We start from the raw sequence: 13614 nt of genomic DNA, 5'->3' as shown, positions 1-13614 counted from the left end.
CTAATCGGACCGCAGCCGCGCACGAACGTCCTGGTAGGCCGCGGCGATCAGGGCGTTCAGCGCGTCGGCGTCGACCGGCAGCCCCCAGCGGATCTTCACGTGCCGCATGCGCTTGCCCGCGCCTTCCAGCAAGCCGGCGGGGTCGTCCAGCGCCGCGCCGTGGAAGAAGCCGAGATTCACATGGGCGCTGAACGCATCGACATAGGCGAACGCCGCGTCGCCCACGCACGCGGTGGGATGTCCGTCGTGCAGCAGTTCGCGAACGTCGGGCCCGCAGGCGCGCAGGCTGTCGAACCACGGCTGGGCCAGGCGCCGCAGGTCGTGCTCGGGTGCGCTGAACCAGGCGTCGACCTCGGGGTCTCTCCGCACGGCGCCGGCAAGTCGGAAGAGGTCCGTCATCCGGCCAGAATGCCAGCGTGGCGCGGGCTTGTCGAAAATCCGGCGGCGGTTCCGCTCGCCAAGCCGTCGTGGCCCGACGAGCGGAGACCCCCGTCGTCAGGCCATGCCGACGGCCTGGCGGACGATCCGGGCGGCCTCGACCATGTTGGCCAGGGCGGCTTTCGTCTCGGGCCATTTGCGGGTCTTCAGGCCGCAGTCGGGATTGACCCACAGCTGCCCGGCCGACAACCGCGCCTGGGCGGCCTTCAGCAGGCCGGTCATCTCCTCGACCGCCGGCACGCGCGGCGAGTGGATGTCGTAGACGCCGGGACCGATCTGCGCCGGATAGGCATAGGCCTCGAAGGCGTCCAGCAGCTCCATCTTCGAGCGGGCGGTCTCGATGGAGATGACGTCGGCGTCCATCGCCCCGATGGCGGCGATGATGTCGTTGAATTCCGAATAGCACATGTGGGTGTGAATCTGGGTGTGGTCGGCCACGCCGCAAGCCGCCAGGCGGAAACACTCGACCGCCCAGTCCAGATAGGCCGCCCAGTCGCCCCGGCGCAGGGGCAGGCCCTCGCGCAGGGCCGCCTCGTCGATCTGGATCACCTTGGCGCCGGCCGCTTCCAGGTCGACCACTTCGTCGCGAACCGCCAGGGCGATCTGGCGGCAGGCCAGGGACCGGGGGATGTCGTCGCGAACGAACGACCAGTTCAGGAGGGTCACCGGCCCGGTCAACATGCCCTTCATCGGTCGATCGGTCAGGGACTGGGCGTAGGCCCACCAGTCGACGGTCATCGGGGCCGGGCGCGAGACGTCGCCGAACAGGATCGGCGGCCGCACGCAGCGCGAGCCGTACGACTGCACCCAGCCGTGCCGGGTGAAGGCGAAGCCCGCCAGTTGTTCGCCGAAGTACTGGACCATGTCGTTGCGCTCGAACTCGCCGTGCACCAGCACGTCCAGGCCGATCTCCTCCTGCCACGCCACCGCACGGGCCGTCTCCGCGCGCAGGAACGCGGCGTAGTCGGCCTCGCTCAGCTGGCCCCTGCCGTGAGCGGAGCGCGCCTGGCGAACCGCCTCGGTCTGGGGGAATGAGCCGATCGTGGTGGTCGGGAAGGCCGGCAGGTCCAGGCGCGGGATCTGCACCGCCTGACGACGGCCGAACGGCGAGCGGCGCTGCGCCATCGCCGAGGTCACGGCCGCCAGGCGCTGGGCCGCCGCCGGGTCGTGGATACGAGGCGAGGCGCGCCGCGCCCGCGCCGCCGCCGCGCTCGCGGCCAGCTGGTGGGCGACCGCGGCCCGGCCTTCGTTCAGCGCCGTGGCCAGGACCACCAGCTCCTCGATCTTCTGGACGCCGAAGGCCAGCCACTGGCGGATTTCCGGATCGAGCGCCGTCTCCAGGTCCAGGTCGATCGGCGCGTGCAGCAGCGAGCAGGACGGCGCCAGGATCACCCGGTCGCCGCCCCGCCGGGAGACGATCGGATCCAGGCGGTCGAGCAGGGCGGGCAGGTCGGCCCGCCAGACATTGCGGCCGTCGACCACGCCCAGCGACAGCACCAGGCTTTCGCGGGCCAGGGCCAGGACGGCGTCCAGTTCCTCGGGCGCGCGGGCCAGGTCGACGTGGACGCCGTCGACCGGCAGGTTCACCGCCGTAGCCAGGTTGTCGCCATAGGCCCCGAAATAGCTGGTCAGCATCAGGCGCAGGCCGGGGGCGGCATGGGTCAGGGCGCCATAGGCGCGCCGCAGCTCGCCGCGTTCGAAATCGGTCAGGTCCAGCGCCAGGCAGGGCTCGTCCATCTGCACCCAGTCGGCGCCGGCCCGCTGCAGCCGGGCCAGGACCTCGGCATAGACCGGGACCAGGGCCGACAGCAGCGACAGCGGCGAGAAGCCCTCGTCCTTGGTCTTGGCCAACTTCAGGAAGGTGACCGGGCCCAGCAGCACCGGACGGGTATGGACGCCCAGGGCCCTGGCCTCCAGGAACTCGTCGACCGGCTTGGTCGAGGACAGGGCGAAGACCTGATCGCGCGACACCTCCGGCGCCAGGTAATGATAGTTGGTGTCAAACCACTTGGTCATCTCCTGGGCCGGCAGACCGTGGTCATGGCGGTGATCAGGGGTGCAGCCGTGGGCGCAGGCCTCGTCGGTGGAAGCGCCCTGCGTTCCACGCGCCATGGCGAAATAGGCGGCGGTGTCGATCGGGCCGCCCGTCCAGCCGTAGATGGCCGGGATGGCGCCGACCATCACGCTGGTGTCCAGCACGTGGTCGTACAGCGAGAAGTCGTTGCTGGGCACGTGATTCACGCCCAGCGCGGCCTGCCGGGCCCAGGCCTGGGCGCGCAGGGTCGCGGCCTTGGCCAGCAGGGCCTGGGCGTCGGACTTGCCCGCCCAATGGTCCTCCAGCGCGAACTTCAGTTCGCGGCGCGGGCCGATGCGGGGAAAGCCCAGGGTGGCGACGGTGACGGTCATGTTCAAAAGCCTCTGCCGGTGTGATGGCGGAGGCTGATCGGGACGCGCGCGGCCACGCGCACGGGCCATGGAGGTCCGGTCACGCCTTGCATGCGACCAGACCGGACACCCCGCCGGAGGACGTTATCTGTCGGGGCAGGTCTCCTGGCTCACGGGTCAGCGCCCCTGTCCTGGCCTTCCCGACACGCCACCGATCCAGCTTCGGCGCGTCAGTGACACGTATCGGACAGCGGCTCGCCGCTCACAGTTGCGGGGGCAGCGCCGGATTTGGGTTCTGAGGCCCTCACCGACTTCCCTCTTAGCTCCGAGCGCGCGAACGCCCGCAGACCACGACCCCAGCAGAAAGCGCGCGTTTCGGTCCGTCGTCAAGAGGATATAAGGATATCTTTATATCATTCTGCGGGGTGAGCTCCGCGCGCAAAATGTCGCATCCGGCCGTCCTTAAACCTCGGGGAAACGATGCTTCGACTAAGGCTTCGCTTCGGGCGGGCTTCCTCGCGTGCGTAGGGGGAAGGGAGAGGGCGTGTTGCGGAAACCAACGGATCTCGGCGCCGCCAAGCGGGGGGGCGGCAGGTCGTGGCTGAGCCAGGCCAATCTGCGGCTTGAGGCGGCGATCTTCCTGCTGGTGGCGGTGTCGTTCGCCGCGGTGCTGGGCAAGAGCGCCATCACCAGCCAGACCTTGGTCCTGTCGTCGCAATCGGGGCGGTTCGCGGCCTACAGCTTTTCCGACACCGAGGCCGGCGGGCGCTCGGTCGTCTCGGTCGATCCGCGCAGGCTGCTGTCCTGGTCGTGCGATATCCGAGAGGGCGCGACCTACCCCTATTGCGGCTACGGCCTGAAACTGGATCTCGGGGCGGACGCCGAGGGCATGGACCTCTCGCGGTTCCAGACCGTCACCCTGCGCTTCTCGTACCAGGGGCGGAGCGACCGCCTGAGATTGGCCGTCAAGGCGTCGCCAGGGCCGATCGCGCGCGACAAGATGAAGGGCGAACTGACGCCCCTGGCCGTGGACATCCCGGTCGTCCAGGGACGCAACGAGGTCAGCGTGCCCCTGGATCAGCTGGCGGTCGAGGAGTGGTGGGCGGCCGACCATGGCCTTTCGGCGGACAAGACCGCGTCGAACCTCAAGGCCGTCCACTCGATCGCCATCGCCTCCAGCGGCGGGAAGACTGGCCGGATGACCGTTTCGGTCGACGACCTGACGTTCAACGGGGCGTACCTGTCGACCGAGCAATTCTACCTGGTGATCCTCGGCGTCTGGCTGGTGCTGTCGGCCGGCTTCCTGGTCTGGCGCTTCCTGCGCGTGCGCGGCGACTACGAGGCGCGGCGGCTCCGCCAGGCCGAAGAGGCGCGGCTGCTGGCCCAGGCCCACGCCGCCGCCGAAGCCGCCAGCAGCGCCAAGTCGCGGTTCCTGGGCAATATGAGCCACGAGCTGCGCACGCCGCTCAACGCCATCATCGGCTACGCCTACTGGCTGGAGCGCACCGCGCTGGACGCCAGGCAGCGCGCGGCGGTCAAGACTGTCCAGGCCAGCGGCGAGCACCTGCTGGCGGTGATCAGCGACATCCTGGACGTGGCCAAGATCGAGGCCGGCAAGTTCGAGCTGTTGGCCGCGTCCTTCGACCTGCACGGCTGCGTGGCGGGCGTGGGCGAGATGTTTCGGCTGCCGGCGCGTGACAAGGGCCTGGACCTCGCCGTCGATCTGGACCCGGGCGTGCCGCGGCGGATCGAGGCGGATGAAAAGCGGGTTCGGCAGATCCTGATCAATCTGCTTGGCAATGCGATCAAGTTCACCGCCAGCGGTCGGGTCAGCCTGCGGGTCAGCCTCGCCGGGCCTCCAGGAGAGGCGGCGCGCCTGCGTTTCGCCATCGAGGACACCGGCGTTGGGATCGCGCCGGACCAGCTGGACAGCATCTTCCGCCCCTTCGAGCAGGCGGGCGACCCGACGGGCCGCAATGAGGGCACGGGGCTGGGCCTGAGCATCAGCCAGCAGATCGTCGCCCTGATGCAGGGCGAGATCCAAGTCGAGAGCACCTTGGGCCAGGGCAGCCGCTTCACGGTCGAGATCACGGTCCCGGTTCCCGAGGCCGAGGTCGAGGCGACGAGGCCGGCGACGCCGCGACTGCGGCGCTCGAGATAGGAAGCTTCCGGGGTTCATTGTCACCGCCGCCGCGCCCGGAGGCGAGCGTGCGGCGATTTCCAGGGTCGAGGTGAACGCGGCGCTTTCTGCGGCGGATCACGCTCCATGGAACGCGGTTCGCGATCTTGACTCGCGTACTACCTGTGTGTCACACAGTGTATGGTACACACCATGTGACGCACGCCATGCCGACGGACGCCGACATTTTCGAGACCCTGCGGCAGGAGCTGCGGCGTGGGACGCTGATCCTGGCCGTGCTGGCCCAGCTGAAGGTCGAACGCTACGGCTACAGCCTGCGCCAGGCCTTGGCCGAGGTGGGGCTGGAGATCGACGAAGGCGCCCTCTACCCGATGCTGCGTCGCCTGGAGAGCCAGGGGCTGCTGACCAGCGAGTGGCGCGAGGAAGACAAGCGCAAGAAGCGCTTCTACCGGCTGTCGGCCGAAGGCGAGGCCGTGCTGGTGCGCCTGTCCGACGAGTGGCGGGCGATGAACGACACCCTGCAAAATCTCATCCGATGAGGAAGGCCACGACCATGGACCTGCTCGATCGCTACCTGGCCGCCGTCGCGGCCCTGCTGCCCAGGGCCCAGCGCGAGGACATCGTCGCCGAGCTGCGCGACATCCTGCTGAACCGGCTGGAGGAGAAGGAGGCCGAACGGGGCCGGCCCCTGGAGGCCAGCGAACGCGAAGCCGTCCTGAGGGCCTTCGGCCATCCGATCGCCGTGGCCGGCCGCTATGGCGCGTCGCGGACGCTGATCGGGCCCGAGCTCTATCCGTTCTACATATTCGCGGTGAAGGGACTGCTGATCCTGGCGGCGGCCGTGACGGCCATCCCCCTGGTCATCTCGATCCTTCTGGGCGGAGAGGACGCGGCGAGAGGGCTGGCGCATTTCCTGTCCGGCTTCCTGACCACGGCCATGACCCTGATCGGCGCCGCGACGATGGTGGCCGCGGGGATCGAGCGAGGCTGGATCCCGGTGGGCGACCTGCTGGACTGGAAGGTCGCCGACCTGCCGAACCTCGGTCGTCCGGCCCGCAAGACCAAGACCCGCTTCGAGGCCGCGTTCGAGCTGGGCATTCTGCTGTTGTTCATCTGCTGGTGGACGGGCCTGGTGGCGGCGCCCTGGGCGCTAATCGTGGGCCAGCAAGGCGTCTTCCTGGCCGCGGCGCCGATCTGGACGACGCTTCATCTGCCGATCCTGGCCCTGGCCGTGCTGCAGGCGATGGCGTCCCTGGTGACGCTGGCCCGTCCCGACGCGATCCGGGTCCGGGCCTGCCTGGACATCCTCGCCGATCTTGGTGGCCTGGCGCTGATCGCCGCCCTATGGACGGCCGGGCGACTGTTCACGGTGGCGCCTTCGGGCGCGGCGGGGAGCAAGGCGGCCGACATCGCCGGCCTCCAGGCCTCGCTGGACCTGAGTTTCCATCTTACTGTCGGCGTCATGGCGGTGGTGTTTCTGAGCAAGATCGCGGTCGCTGTCTGGCGGCTGTTCAGGGGTGTCGAGCGGCCGGCTTTGGTCGCCGGCTAGGCGATACCCGCGCCGCGACCCGGGTCGCTGCGGTTGCGCCATGAACGGGTCTTAGTTCGGCCCGCAACGTCAAGCGGAGTGCCTGCCTCGGGTGGGGGCATGAGGCAATGGCGCGACGGGGCGGGGCAGGCTCAAGAGGAACTGTGCGGACGCATGCGCTGATCGCGTCCGCCGTCCTCCACGCCGCCCTGTTAGCCTTGCTCGCGCGCCAGGTCGCGATGGACAGGTCGGTCCATGGCCAGGCTCCGCTTATCCAAGTCACCCTGGTTTCACCGCCGGACCCGGCGGATCGCCAAACGGTCCGTCACGCTCGCCGCGGCGGCCCTATCCGGCCGGAAGCCTCGCTCCCGTTGCCGCCGCGATCAGCCTCGCCGTCCGATCTCGGAGCCGCACCTTCGCCGTCGACCGGCCTCGTCCCGGAGGGGGCGCCGCCCCATGCGCCAAACCTTGCGGCGAGGGGAGCCCTTCGCGGGCTCACCGGTTGTGATCGACCGTCGTTGACAAGACAGGAGCGCGACCGCTGCGAGGCCGAACGCTGGGCAGGGGTCGCGCCGGCCGCCCCGCGGCTGAACCTGGATCCGTCCGGTCGCTACGCCAAGGACCCCACGCCCTACCTGTCGCGCCGTCCTGAGAAAGGCTGTCGCGCCCGGCTAACCGGCGAGGTCGACGCCCGGGGCGACGACGAAAACGTGCGCGCGGGGATTACCTGCGTGAAACGGTTCTGAGGCCTGTTCCTACTTCTTCACCGTGTTGACCACCGCCCCCGCGCTGGCGCCGACCACCGCGCCCACGGGGCCGGCGACCACGGCTCCGGCCAGGGCGCCGCTGGCCGCGCGCTGCTCCATGTTGTGTCCGCAGGCCGACAGGCTTAACGCCGTCGCAACCCCTAGCGGAACCCAGCGCAGAGCAGTCATCACGTCCTCCGGGACAATTACACCTATACGGTAGAGTAACGGCGGCGCGAGCCTGGGGTTCCGTTGAGAGCGACGCGGCGGAAGTCTATCCCGGGCGGTGAATATTCGTCGCAGACCCGATTTTCGGGACTGTCGTGTTTTTTCGTTAGAATCAAACAATTAACCAATCCATCTGTCGCGCGGGCGGCCAAAATTCAGGCTGCGGCGCCGCGTGCGCTTGCGACTCGTGGCCGGATGCGTCATAAGGCGGTCATAAGCAGGACTTCGGCCACGATCGTGAACCGGCCGAGCCTCCGCTTTCAGGGCTGCCCGACAGTGTTTTTCCGGGTCGCTTGGGGGCGTTTTTGTCGGGGGGCGGACCGCCCTCGCCGCGCAGGACACGAGTTTTGAATATCAAGTCGCAGACGTGCGCAGACGCGCGCGCGCTGATCGGCGCCGTATTGGTTGGGTCGGCCACGGGTCTGGCCCTCGGCGGCGTCTACCTTGCGGGGGGCATGGCCCAGGCCGCCAGTCAGCACGCTCGCGTTTCTCGCCTGGCCGACGGCGCCGAGGGGAACTTCTCCGACGCGGCGCTGTATCAGGCCGCGTCGCGGATGGACGCCGGAGCCTTGGCTATCGCCCGTCGTCACGATCCCTACACCGTCGCCGGCGGCGCCCAGCGCGACCGGCAGTCGGCCCTGCTGGTCGAGCGTCTCGAACAGCGCCAGCAGTCCGACATCCAGCGCCAGCCGCTGCTGCTGCGCGCCAGCTTTGGCGGCCCGTTCAATCCGGCCGTCGCCCCGTTCCGCCTGACCAACGCCCTGGAAAGCTCGCGTGAACTCGAGTGCCTTTCCGAGGCGGTCTATTACGAGGCCCGTGGCGAGACCCCGAGCGGCCAGGCGGCCGTGGCTCAAGTGGTTCTAAACCGCGTACGCCACCCTTCGTTCCCGAAATCGATCTGCGGCGTGGTGTTCCAGGGCGCTTCGACGCGCGGTTGCCAGTTCAGCTTCGCCTGCGACGGTTCGATGCGCTCGCCGCGTGAACGCGGCGCCTGGAGCAGGGCCCAGAAGGTCGCCGCCCGAGCGCTGTCCGGCGCGGTGATGACCGAGGTCGGGGCCGCCACCCATTTCCACACCACCGGCGTCGCGCCGGGCTGGGGTCCGCGCCTGCTACGCGTCGCCCAGGTGGGCATGCACGTGTTCTACCGCTTCGGCGGTCGCTCGGGAGCGCCGGACGCCTTCAGCCGCACGCCGCGCCCGTCGACGGCCGACGAGCTGCCGGTCATCACCCTGGCCAGCCTGACGCCGCCGGCCCAGGCGGGCGGGGGAACCGCCGACGGCAAGCCTGCCCCGATCCAGCTGGCCAGCGCCGTGGTGATCTCGCCCGACAAGCCCGCCACCGTCGCCGGCGGCATGGGCGGCCCGCTGGGCCCGGTCTCCGAGCCGGCCTCCGCGCCCGCCATGCACCCGACCAAGACCTCGTCCCCGTCGGGCGACGCGGTCAAGGCCGCTGCAGGGGCGGTCGCGAGTGGAGCTGCTTCCTGACCACGCCGGGCATGTGGCTGCTGGCGAAGCGCAGCTGCCGGGCCCGCTTGCCGACGAAATAGTGCAGGTCCTTGCCGTGGACGGCGCGCCAGACCACCTCGGCGGCGTCTTCCACGGGATAGACCGGCAGGCCGTCGCTTCGCAGGGTGTCGGCCATTGTCTGGTTGCCGCCCGGCGCCCCGGCGTTGAGGATCGGCGTCTCGACGAACCACGGCATCACGCAGGCGACGCTGACGCCGTGCGGCTTCCACTCGACGTCCAGGGCTTCCGAAAGGCCTCGCACCGCGAACTTGGTGGCCGAATAGACCGCCAGGCCAGGCGCGCCGTAGAGGCCGGCGCAGGACGAGACGTTGATCAGCCGCGAGCCCGGCGTCGCCTTCAGCCAGGGCAGGGCGGCCCGGGCTCCGCTGATCACGCCCTTGAGGTTGATGTCCAGCTGCAGGTCGATCTCGGCGTCGTCATGGCTGTCGAACGGCCCGAACCTAGCCACCCCGGCGTTGTTGATCAGCACGTTCAGGCGGCCGTCGGTCAGCCGGGCGAAACCGGCCAGGGCGGCGGTCCAGGCGTCTCGGTCGCGGACGTCCAGGGTGAAGGTCGCGCCGTGATCAGGGCCGATCGCGGCGAGAGCGGCCTTCAAACCCGCCGTGTCGATGTCGGACAGGCCGACGAACCAGCCCTCGGCGGCGAAGCGCTTGGCGCTGGCCAGGCCGATGCCGCTGGCGGCTCCCGTGATGAAGACGGCCTTGCGGCCCCCTGCCGGGCTCATCGCGTCCCTCCCGTCTTGTTTGTTATCACTGATCAGACGCCGGGGACGGCGGCGGGGTCAAGCGTTTGGGGGCGCGAAGCCACCTCCAGCCCTCCGGACCACCTCCCTGAGTGGGATCTGCCGTGGTGACTGAAGGGGCTTCACGCGCTGGAACTCAGTCCGTCTGGTCGTCGATCTCGGCGTCCGGGCCGTTCTTCTTGATCGATTCGATGGCGTTCTTGGCCGAGGCCTTCGAGGCGTAGCCTTCGGTCCAGAAGATGGTTTCGCTGTTGTAGACGAAATAGGCGACGAACTCGCCGGCCTTGTTCTTCTTGATCTGGAACTTGTGAGCCATGGTCGCTCCCTTGAGACTCTTGCTATGTCGACGAGCCGACGTGGCAGCCTCGCCTCGGCGAAGCTGAGCGTCAATCGCGCAAGACTTCACAATGCGTCTGGAAGACACATCTTTTACAAACCTTCACGGACGAGCCGCCCATGACCCCCGACCAACGCCTCGACCAGCTGTCGCGCGACCTGCTGGCCACGCCCTACGCCCAGCTAACGGACGTGAAGAAGAGCGTCATCGACCTAATCGCGGACGAAGCGCCCACGGGCCTGAACAAGGCGCTGGTCGCCGATGATCGCACCTATTGGGATCGTCTGGCCGACAGCGTGGCGGCGATCGGCGGCTCCTGGGCGTTCATCGGCGGCTTTTCCCTGTGCCTGGCGCTGTGGATTGCGCTGAATGTAGGCTTGAAGCCGCTGGACCTGGCGTTCGATCCCTATCCGTTCATCTTCCTCAACCTGATCCTGTCGACCGTCGCCGCGCTGCAGGCGCCGGTGATCATGATGAGCCAGAACCGCCAGGCCACGAAGGATCGGCTGAACGCCGAGCACGACTATGTCGTCAACCTGCGCGCCGAGCTGGAGATCATGCGCCTGCACGACAAGCTGGACGCCCTGCGCGAGCAGGAGATGGTCGAGATCCTGCGCTGCAACACCGAAACGCTGGAGATCCTCAAGGCCCAGGTGGCGCGGATGGCGGCGGAGCGGGGCTAGAGCATCGCGCGATTCCTAAATCGCGCGATTTGCTCTAGGCGGGGGAACGGTCGCGGACCGGGCCCAGGCCATCTGGGCTCCCTGCGACAAGTCGTTCGACCTCGGCGATGACCTCCGCCGCTAGAGCGATGGGCACGCCCCAATAGTCGAAGATGCCGCCATCCTTCCGGTTCTGCCCGCAGGTGACGAACAGGCCGGTCCCGAACCGCTGCTTCAGCCGGCTGGCCAGCCAGCCGACAAAGCCGCTGTTGTCCGCGCCAGCCGGAAAATGGAAGCGGAACAGGCCAAAGCGCTCTTCGGCCGGGTCGTCGCAGGGCACGAGCTGGCTCCAGACCATGTCGTCGCGAACCAGGGCCAGGGCGTCGGCGCGGACCGCCTTTGGAAATTCGGCCAACGGAAACTCCAGGAAGGCGTAACCGCCCTCATAGGTCTGCAGCCGCGCCCGGGAGGTCACGGCGAGCAGGCGGCGTTCGGTTTGTTGGTGGGTTTCGTGCGAGACGCTGACCATCATCGGCTCCGGTGACTTCAAGATAGCCTGACCTAGCCTGGTCGTCAGGACGGGCCGGGGCTCGTCTCGAGCGCGGAGCGTACCGACCGCGCCGCCCGCCGCAACGCCTGGGGCGGCTGGCCGAACGTCCGCAGGAAGGCGCGGCGCATGCGTTCCGGGTCGCCGAAGCCGGTCTCCAGGGCCACGTCCTCGACCTGCAGGGGCTGGCTGTCGAGCAGGGCGCGGGCGGCTTCGACGCGCAGGCGCTCGACCGCCTTGGCCGGGGTGGACCCTGTTTCCATCGCGAACAGCCGGGCGAAGTTGCGCGGGCTCATCGCCGCCTGCTGGGCAAGCTGGTCGACGGTCAGCGGCAGGGCCAGGTTCTCGCGCGCCCAGGCCAGCAGGTCGTCGAACCGCCCGCCCTGCATCTCCAGCAGGGCCGAGAACTGCGACTGGCCGCCGGGTCGGCGATGATAGACCACCAGCTGCTGGGCGACGCCGCGGGCGATGTCCTCGCCGAGGTCCGCGCCGATCATCGCCAGGGCCATGTCGATGCCGGCGGTGATGCCGGCCGAGCTCCATAGCGACCCGTCCTGGACGAAGATCCGGTCGGGCTCCAGCCGCACGGCCGGGTAGCGACGCTGGAAGTCCTTGGATCGTCGCCAGTGGGTCGTCGCCCGGCGGCCGTCCAACAGACCGGCGGCGGCCAGAACATAGGTTCCCGAACAGACGCTGGCGGTGCGGCGGGCGGTGCGGAAGGTGGCGCGGGCGAAGGCCAGGGTCGCCTCGCAGATCGCCGGCGACCGCGTGCCCTCGCCGCCCGAGACGATCAAGGTGTCCAGCGGCGGCGCGTCCTCGAACGCCGCCGCATACATCGCCGCCCCGGACGAGCTGGCCACTCTGCCGGGCTCGCGGGCCAGGACATGCAGGCGGTAGGCGCCGGGCGTGAACCGGTCGGCGATCTCGAACGCCGCGATCGGCCCCGCCGCGTCCAGCAACTGGAAGTCCGGGAAGATCAGGAAGCCGATGTCCCGAGCCATGGCGTCGTCCTTCGGATTTGGCGGATTTCGAGGGAACTATGTCATTTATGCCGAAGGCTAGGCGGGCCATGCTGCGGCGTCAACAGGAGGGTTCCCCATGGCGAAACCACCGCCGTTCCACATCGTCTTCGCCCTGTTTCCCGATGTCACCCATCTGGACTTCACCGGCCCGCACCAGATCCTCAGCCGCCTGCCCGGCGCCCAGGTGGTGATCGCCAGCGAGGCGGGCGGCGAGATCGAGGCCGAGGGCCTGGTGTTCGCCCGGGTGGCGCGGCTGGCCGAGATCGAACGCTGCGACCTGCTGTGCGTGCCGGGCGGCTTCGGCGTGACCCAGGCGATGGCCGACCACGCCTATCTAAGCGAGCTGCGACGGCTTGCGGCTGGCGCGCGCTACGTCACCTCGGTTTGCACCGGCTCGTTGCTGCTGGGCGCGGCCGGGTTGCTGCAGGGCAAGCGCGCGGCCTGCCACTGGGCCTGGCGCGACCAGCTGGCCCTGTTCGGCGCGACGCCCGATCCGGCCCGGGTGGTGCGCGACGGCAAGGTCTTCACCGGCGGCGGCGTGACGGCCGGCATCGACTTCGCCCTGACCGTCGTGGCCGAGATCGCCGGCGCGGAGACCGCCCAGGCCATCCAGTTGGCGGTGGAATACGCCCCCGACCCGCCGTTCCACGCCGGCCGTCCGGAGACCGCTCCGCCGGCCGTGCTGGAGCGTATCCAGGCGGTCTATGGTCGCGGCATGCAAGAGCGCCGGGAGGCGGCGCGCAAGGCGGGCGCCGCGCTGGCGGTTCAATAAGGCCCTTCGACTTGATCCGGACACGAACCTGCCTCACAACGCTCTCAAGCGGAGAGATCGTGAATGCGGATCAAGTCGTTTCTCGTCGGGCTGACCGCCGCCGCTGGCCTGGCGGCCGGTTTGGCGGCCGTTTCGCCGGCCTCGGCCCAGGACGTGCCGTTCACCTACGGCGTCTGGCGCAATCCCAAGAACAGCGTCCATGTCGAGATCAAGCCGTGCGGCGGCGGGCGCGCCTGCGGCGTCGTGGTCTGGGCCAATGACGACGCCAAGGCCGACGCCAGGAAGGGCGGCACGCCCGAGCTGGTGGGCCTGCAGCTGCTGCGCGATTTCCAGCTGCAGAAGAACGGCAGCTGGAAGGGCAAGGTGTTCGTGCCCGACCTCAACATGAACTTCAACGGCACCGCCGACTTCCCCGACGCCACCACCATGAAGGCCAAGGGCTGCCTGATCGGCGGGTTCCTCTGCAAGTCGCAGACCTGGCGGCGGGTGGACGTGGCGGCGCGGACGACGCCGTCGAGCTGAGATTTCTTCAATCCGACCG

At 69.2% G+C, this 13614-nt stretch carries 15 protein-coding genes and 1 riboswitch; of the genes, 8 read left to right on the top strand and 7 right to left on the bottom strand.

Translation table 11 applies throughout. The features are described 5' to 3' along the window. Together EV278_RS13835 and metE are read right to left on the bottom strand one after the other, a co-directional pair. The gene (locus EV278_RS13835) at positions 1–399 is read right to left on the bottom strand and encodes a DUF1801 domain-containing protein (protein WP_132092309.1); all 399 of its coding nucleotides are present in this window, start codon (positions 397–399) and stop codon (positions 1–3) included. Between the two features lie 96 nt (positions 400–495). Beyond that, positions 496–2844, bottom strand: a complete 2349-nt coding sequence (gene metE, locus EV278_RS13830) for a 5-methyltetrahydropteroyltriglutamate--homocysteine S-methyltransferase (RefSeq protein ID WP_132092306.1) — start codon at positions 2842–2844, stop codon at positions 496–498. Between the two features lie 116 nt (positions 2845–2960). Beyond that, a riboswitch (cobalamin riboswitch) is annotated at positions 2961–3191 on the bottom strand. A 176-nt stretch (positions 3192–3367) separates the two neighbouring features. Between metE and EV278_RS13825 the strand changes: the two genes are divergently transcribed. From EV278_RS13825 to EV278_RS13810, 4 genes are all read left to right on the top strand, one after another. Next, on the top strand, positions 3368–4984 hold the full coding sequence (locus EV278_RS13825) for an ATP-binding protein (protein WP_132092303.1): 1617 nt from the start codon (positions 3368–3370) through the stop codon (positions 4982–4984). Positions 4985–5169: 185 nt separating this feature from the next. Further along, entirely contained in the window at positions 5170–5502 is a 333-nt protein-coding gene (locus tag EV278_RS13820; RefSeq protein ID WP_132092300.1) for a helix-turn-helix transcriptional regulator, read from the top strand. Then, on the top strand, positions 5499–6512 hold the full coding sequence (locus EV278_RS13815) for a hypothetical protein (protein ID WP_243692198.1): 1014 nt from the start codon (positions 5499–5501) through the stop codon (positions 6510–6512). Before EV278_RS13820 ends, EV278_RS13815 begins: the two co-directional genes overlap by 4 nt. Positions 6513–7009: 497 nt before the next feature. Continuing rightward, the gene (locus tag EV278_RS13810; protein ID WP_132092297.1) at positions 7010–7237 is read left to right on the top strand and encodes a hypothetical protein; all 228 of its coding nucleotides are present in this window, start codon (positions 7010–7012) and stop codon (positions 7235–7237) included. A 9-nt stretch (positions 7238–7246) separates the two neighbouring features. Here the strand turns inward: EV278_RS13810 and EV278_RS13805 are convergent, their stop codons facing one another. Continuing rightward, positions 7247–7426 carry a hypothetical protein gene (locus EV278_RS13805; protein ID WP_132092294.1) on the bottom strand — a complete coding sequence of 60 codons (180 nt, stop codon included), beginning with the start codon at positions 7424–7426 and terminating at the stop codon, positions 7247–7249. Between the two features lie 386 nt (positions 7427–7812). Between EV278_RS13805 and EV278_RS13800 the strand changes: the two genes are divergently transcribed. Next, positions 7813–8949: a cell wall hydrolase gene (locus EV278_RS13800; RefSeq protein ID WP_132092291.1), complete on the top strand. Its 1137-nt coding sequence runs from the start codon at positions 7813–7815 to the stop codon at positions 8947–8949. Here EV278_RS13800 and EV278_RS13795 read toward each other — a convergent pair. After that, positions 8906–9715 carry an SDR family oxidoreductase gene (locus EV278_RS13795; protein WP_132092288.1) on the bottom strand — a complete coding sequence of 270 codons (810 nt, stop codon included), beginning with the start codon at positions 9713–9715 and terminating at the stop codon, positions 8906–8908. The genes EV278_RS13800 and EV278_RS13795 overlap by 44 nt on opposite strands. A 154-nt stretch (positions 9716–9869) precedes the next feature. Then, a complete protein-coding gene (locus EV278_RS13790; RefSeq protein ID WP_035074511.1) occupies positions 9870–10049 on the bottom strand; it encodes a YegP family protein in 180 nt (59 codons plus the stop codon). 140 nt (positions 10050–10189) lie between these two features. On the opposite strand from EV278_RS13790, the gene EV278_RS13785 reads away from it, so the two are divergent. Then, positions 10190–10753 (top strand): DUF1003 domain-containing protein, encoded by a 564-nt coding sequence (locus tag EV278_RS13785; RefSeq protein ID WP_132092285.1) that lies wholly within the window; start codon positions 10190–10192, stop codon positions 10751–10753. A gap of 34 nt (positions 10754–10787) precedes the next feature. Here EV278_RS13785 and EV278_RS13780 read toward each other — a convergent pair whose 3' ends face one another. After that, positions 10788–11261 carry a DUF6196 family protein gene (locus EV278_RS13780; RefSeq protein WP_132092754.1) on the bottom strand — a complete coding sequence of 158 codons (474 nt, stop codon included), beginning with the start codon at positions 11259–11261 and terminating at the stop codon, positions 10788–10790. Between the two features lie 44 nt (positions 11262–11305). Continuing rightward, positions 11306–12280 carry a GlxA family transcriptional regulator gene (locus EV278_RS13775; protein WP_132092282.1) on the bottom strand — a complete coding sequence of 325 codons (975 nt, stop codon included), beginning with the start codon at positions 12278–12280 and terminating at the stop codon, positions 11306–11308. A 97-nt stretch (positions 12281–12377) separates the two neighbouring features. On the opposite strand from EV278_RS13775, the gene EV278_RS13770 reads away from it, so the two are divergent. Together EV278_RS13770 and EV278_RS13765 are read left to right on the top strand one after the other, a co-directional pair. Then, positions 12378–13073, top strand: coding sequence for a DJ-1/PfpI family protein (locus EV278_RS13770; RefSeq protein ID WP_132092279.1), 696 nt, complete (start codon positions 12378–12380; stop codon positions 13071–13073). A 63-nt stretch (positions 13074–13136) separates the two neighbouring features. Beyond that, positions 13137–13595 (top strand): DUF2147 domain-containing protein, encoded by a 459-nt coding sequence (locus tag EV278_RS13765; RefSeq protein ID WP_132092276.1) that lies wholly within the window; start codon positions 13137–13139, stop codon positions 13593–13595. The last annotated feature ends 19 nt before the right edge of the window (positions 13596–13614 follow it).

Origin of the sequence: Caulobacter sp. BK020 (assembly GCF_004342605.1) — a bacterium.
In the GTDB taxonomy this organism is placed as follows: domain Bacteria; phylum Pseudomonadota; class Alphaproteobacteria; order Caulobacterales; family Caulobacteraceae; genus Caulobacter.
The sequence above is the reverse complement of the archived record's forward strand: the minus strand, read 5'-3'. Positions and strand labels throughout refer to the sequence as shown.

Excerpts from the sequence above, each read along its gene's own strand:
- EV278_RS13775 (WP_132092282.1), bottom strand. The coding sequence starts at position 12,280 with ATGGCTCGGGACATCGGCTTCCTGATCTTCCCGGACTTCCAGTTGCTG.
- EV278_RS13805 (WP_132092294.1), bottom strand. The coding sequence starts at position 7,426 with ATGACTGCTCTGCGCTGGGTTCCGCTAGGGGTTGCGACGGCGTTAAGC.
- metE (WP_132092306.1), bottom strand. The coding sequence starts at position 2,844 with ATGACCGTCACCGTCGCCACCCTGGGCTTTCCCCGCATCGGCCCGCGC.
- EV278_RS13785 (WP_132092285.1), top strand. The coding sequence starts at position 10,190 with ATGACCCCCGACCAACGCCTCGACCAGCTGTCGCGCGACCTGCTGGCC.
- EV278_RS13790 (WP_035074511.1), bottom strand. The coding sequence starts at position 10,049 with ATGGCTCACAAGTTCCAGATCAAGAAGAACAAGGCCGGCGAGTTCGTC.
- EV278_RS13770 (WP_132092279.1), top strand. The coding sequence starts at position 12,378 with ATGGCGAAACCACCGCCGTTCCACATCGTCTTCGCCCTGTTTCCCGAT.
- EV278_RS13820 (WP_132092300.1), top strand. The coding sequence starts at position 5,170 with ATGCCGACGGACGCCGACATTTTCGAGACCCTGCGGCAGGAGCTGCGG.
- EV278_RS13815 (WP_243692198.1), top strand. The coding sequence starts at position 5,499 with ATGAGGAAGGCCACGACCATGGACCTGCTCGATCGCTACCTGGCCGCC.
- EV278_RS13780 (WP_132092754.1), bottom strand. The coding sequence starts at position 11,261 with ATGGTCAGCGTCTCGCACGAAACCCACCAACAAACCGAACGCCGCCTG.
- EV278_RS13795 (WP_132092288.1), bottom strand. The coding sequence starts at position 9,715 with ATGAGCCCGGCAGGGGGCCGCAAGGCCGTCTTCATCACGGGAGCCGCC.
- EV278_RS13765 (WP_132092276.1), top strand. The coding sequence starts at position 13,137 with ATGCGGATCAAGTCGTTTCTCGTCGGGCTGACCGCCGCCGCTGGCCTG.
- EV278_RS13835 (WP_132092309.1), bottom strand. The coding sequence starts at position 399 with ATGACGGACCTCTTCCGACTTGCCGGCGCCGTGCGGAGAGACCCCGAG.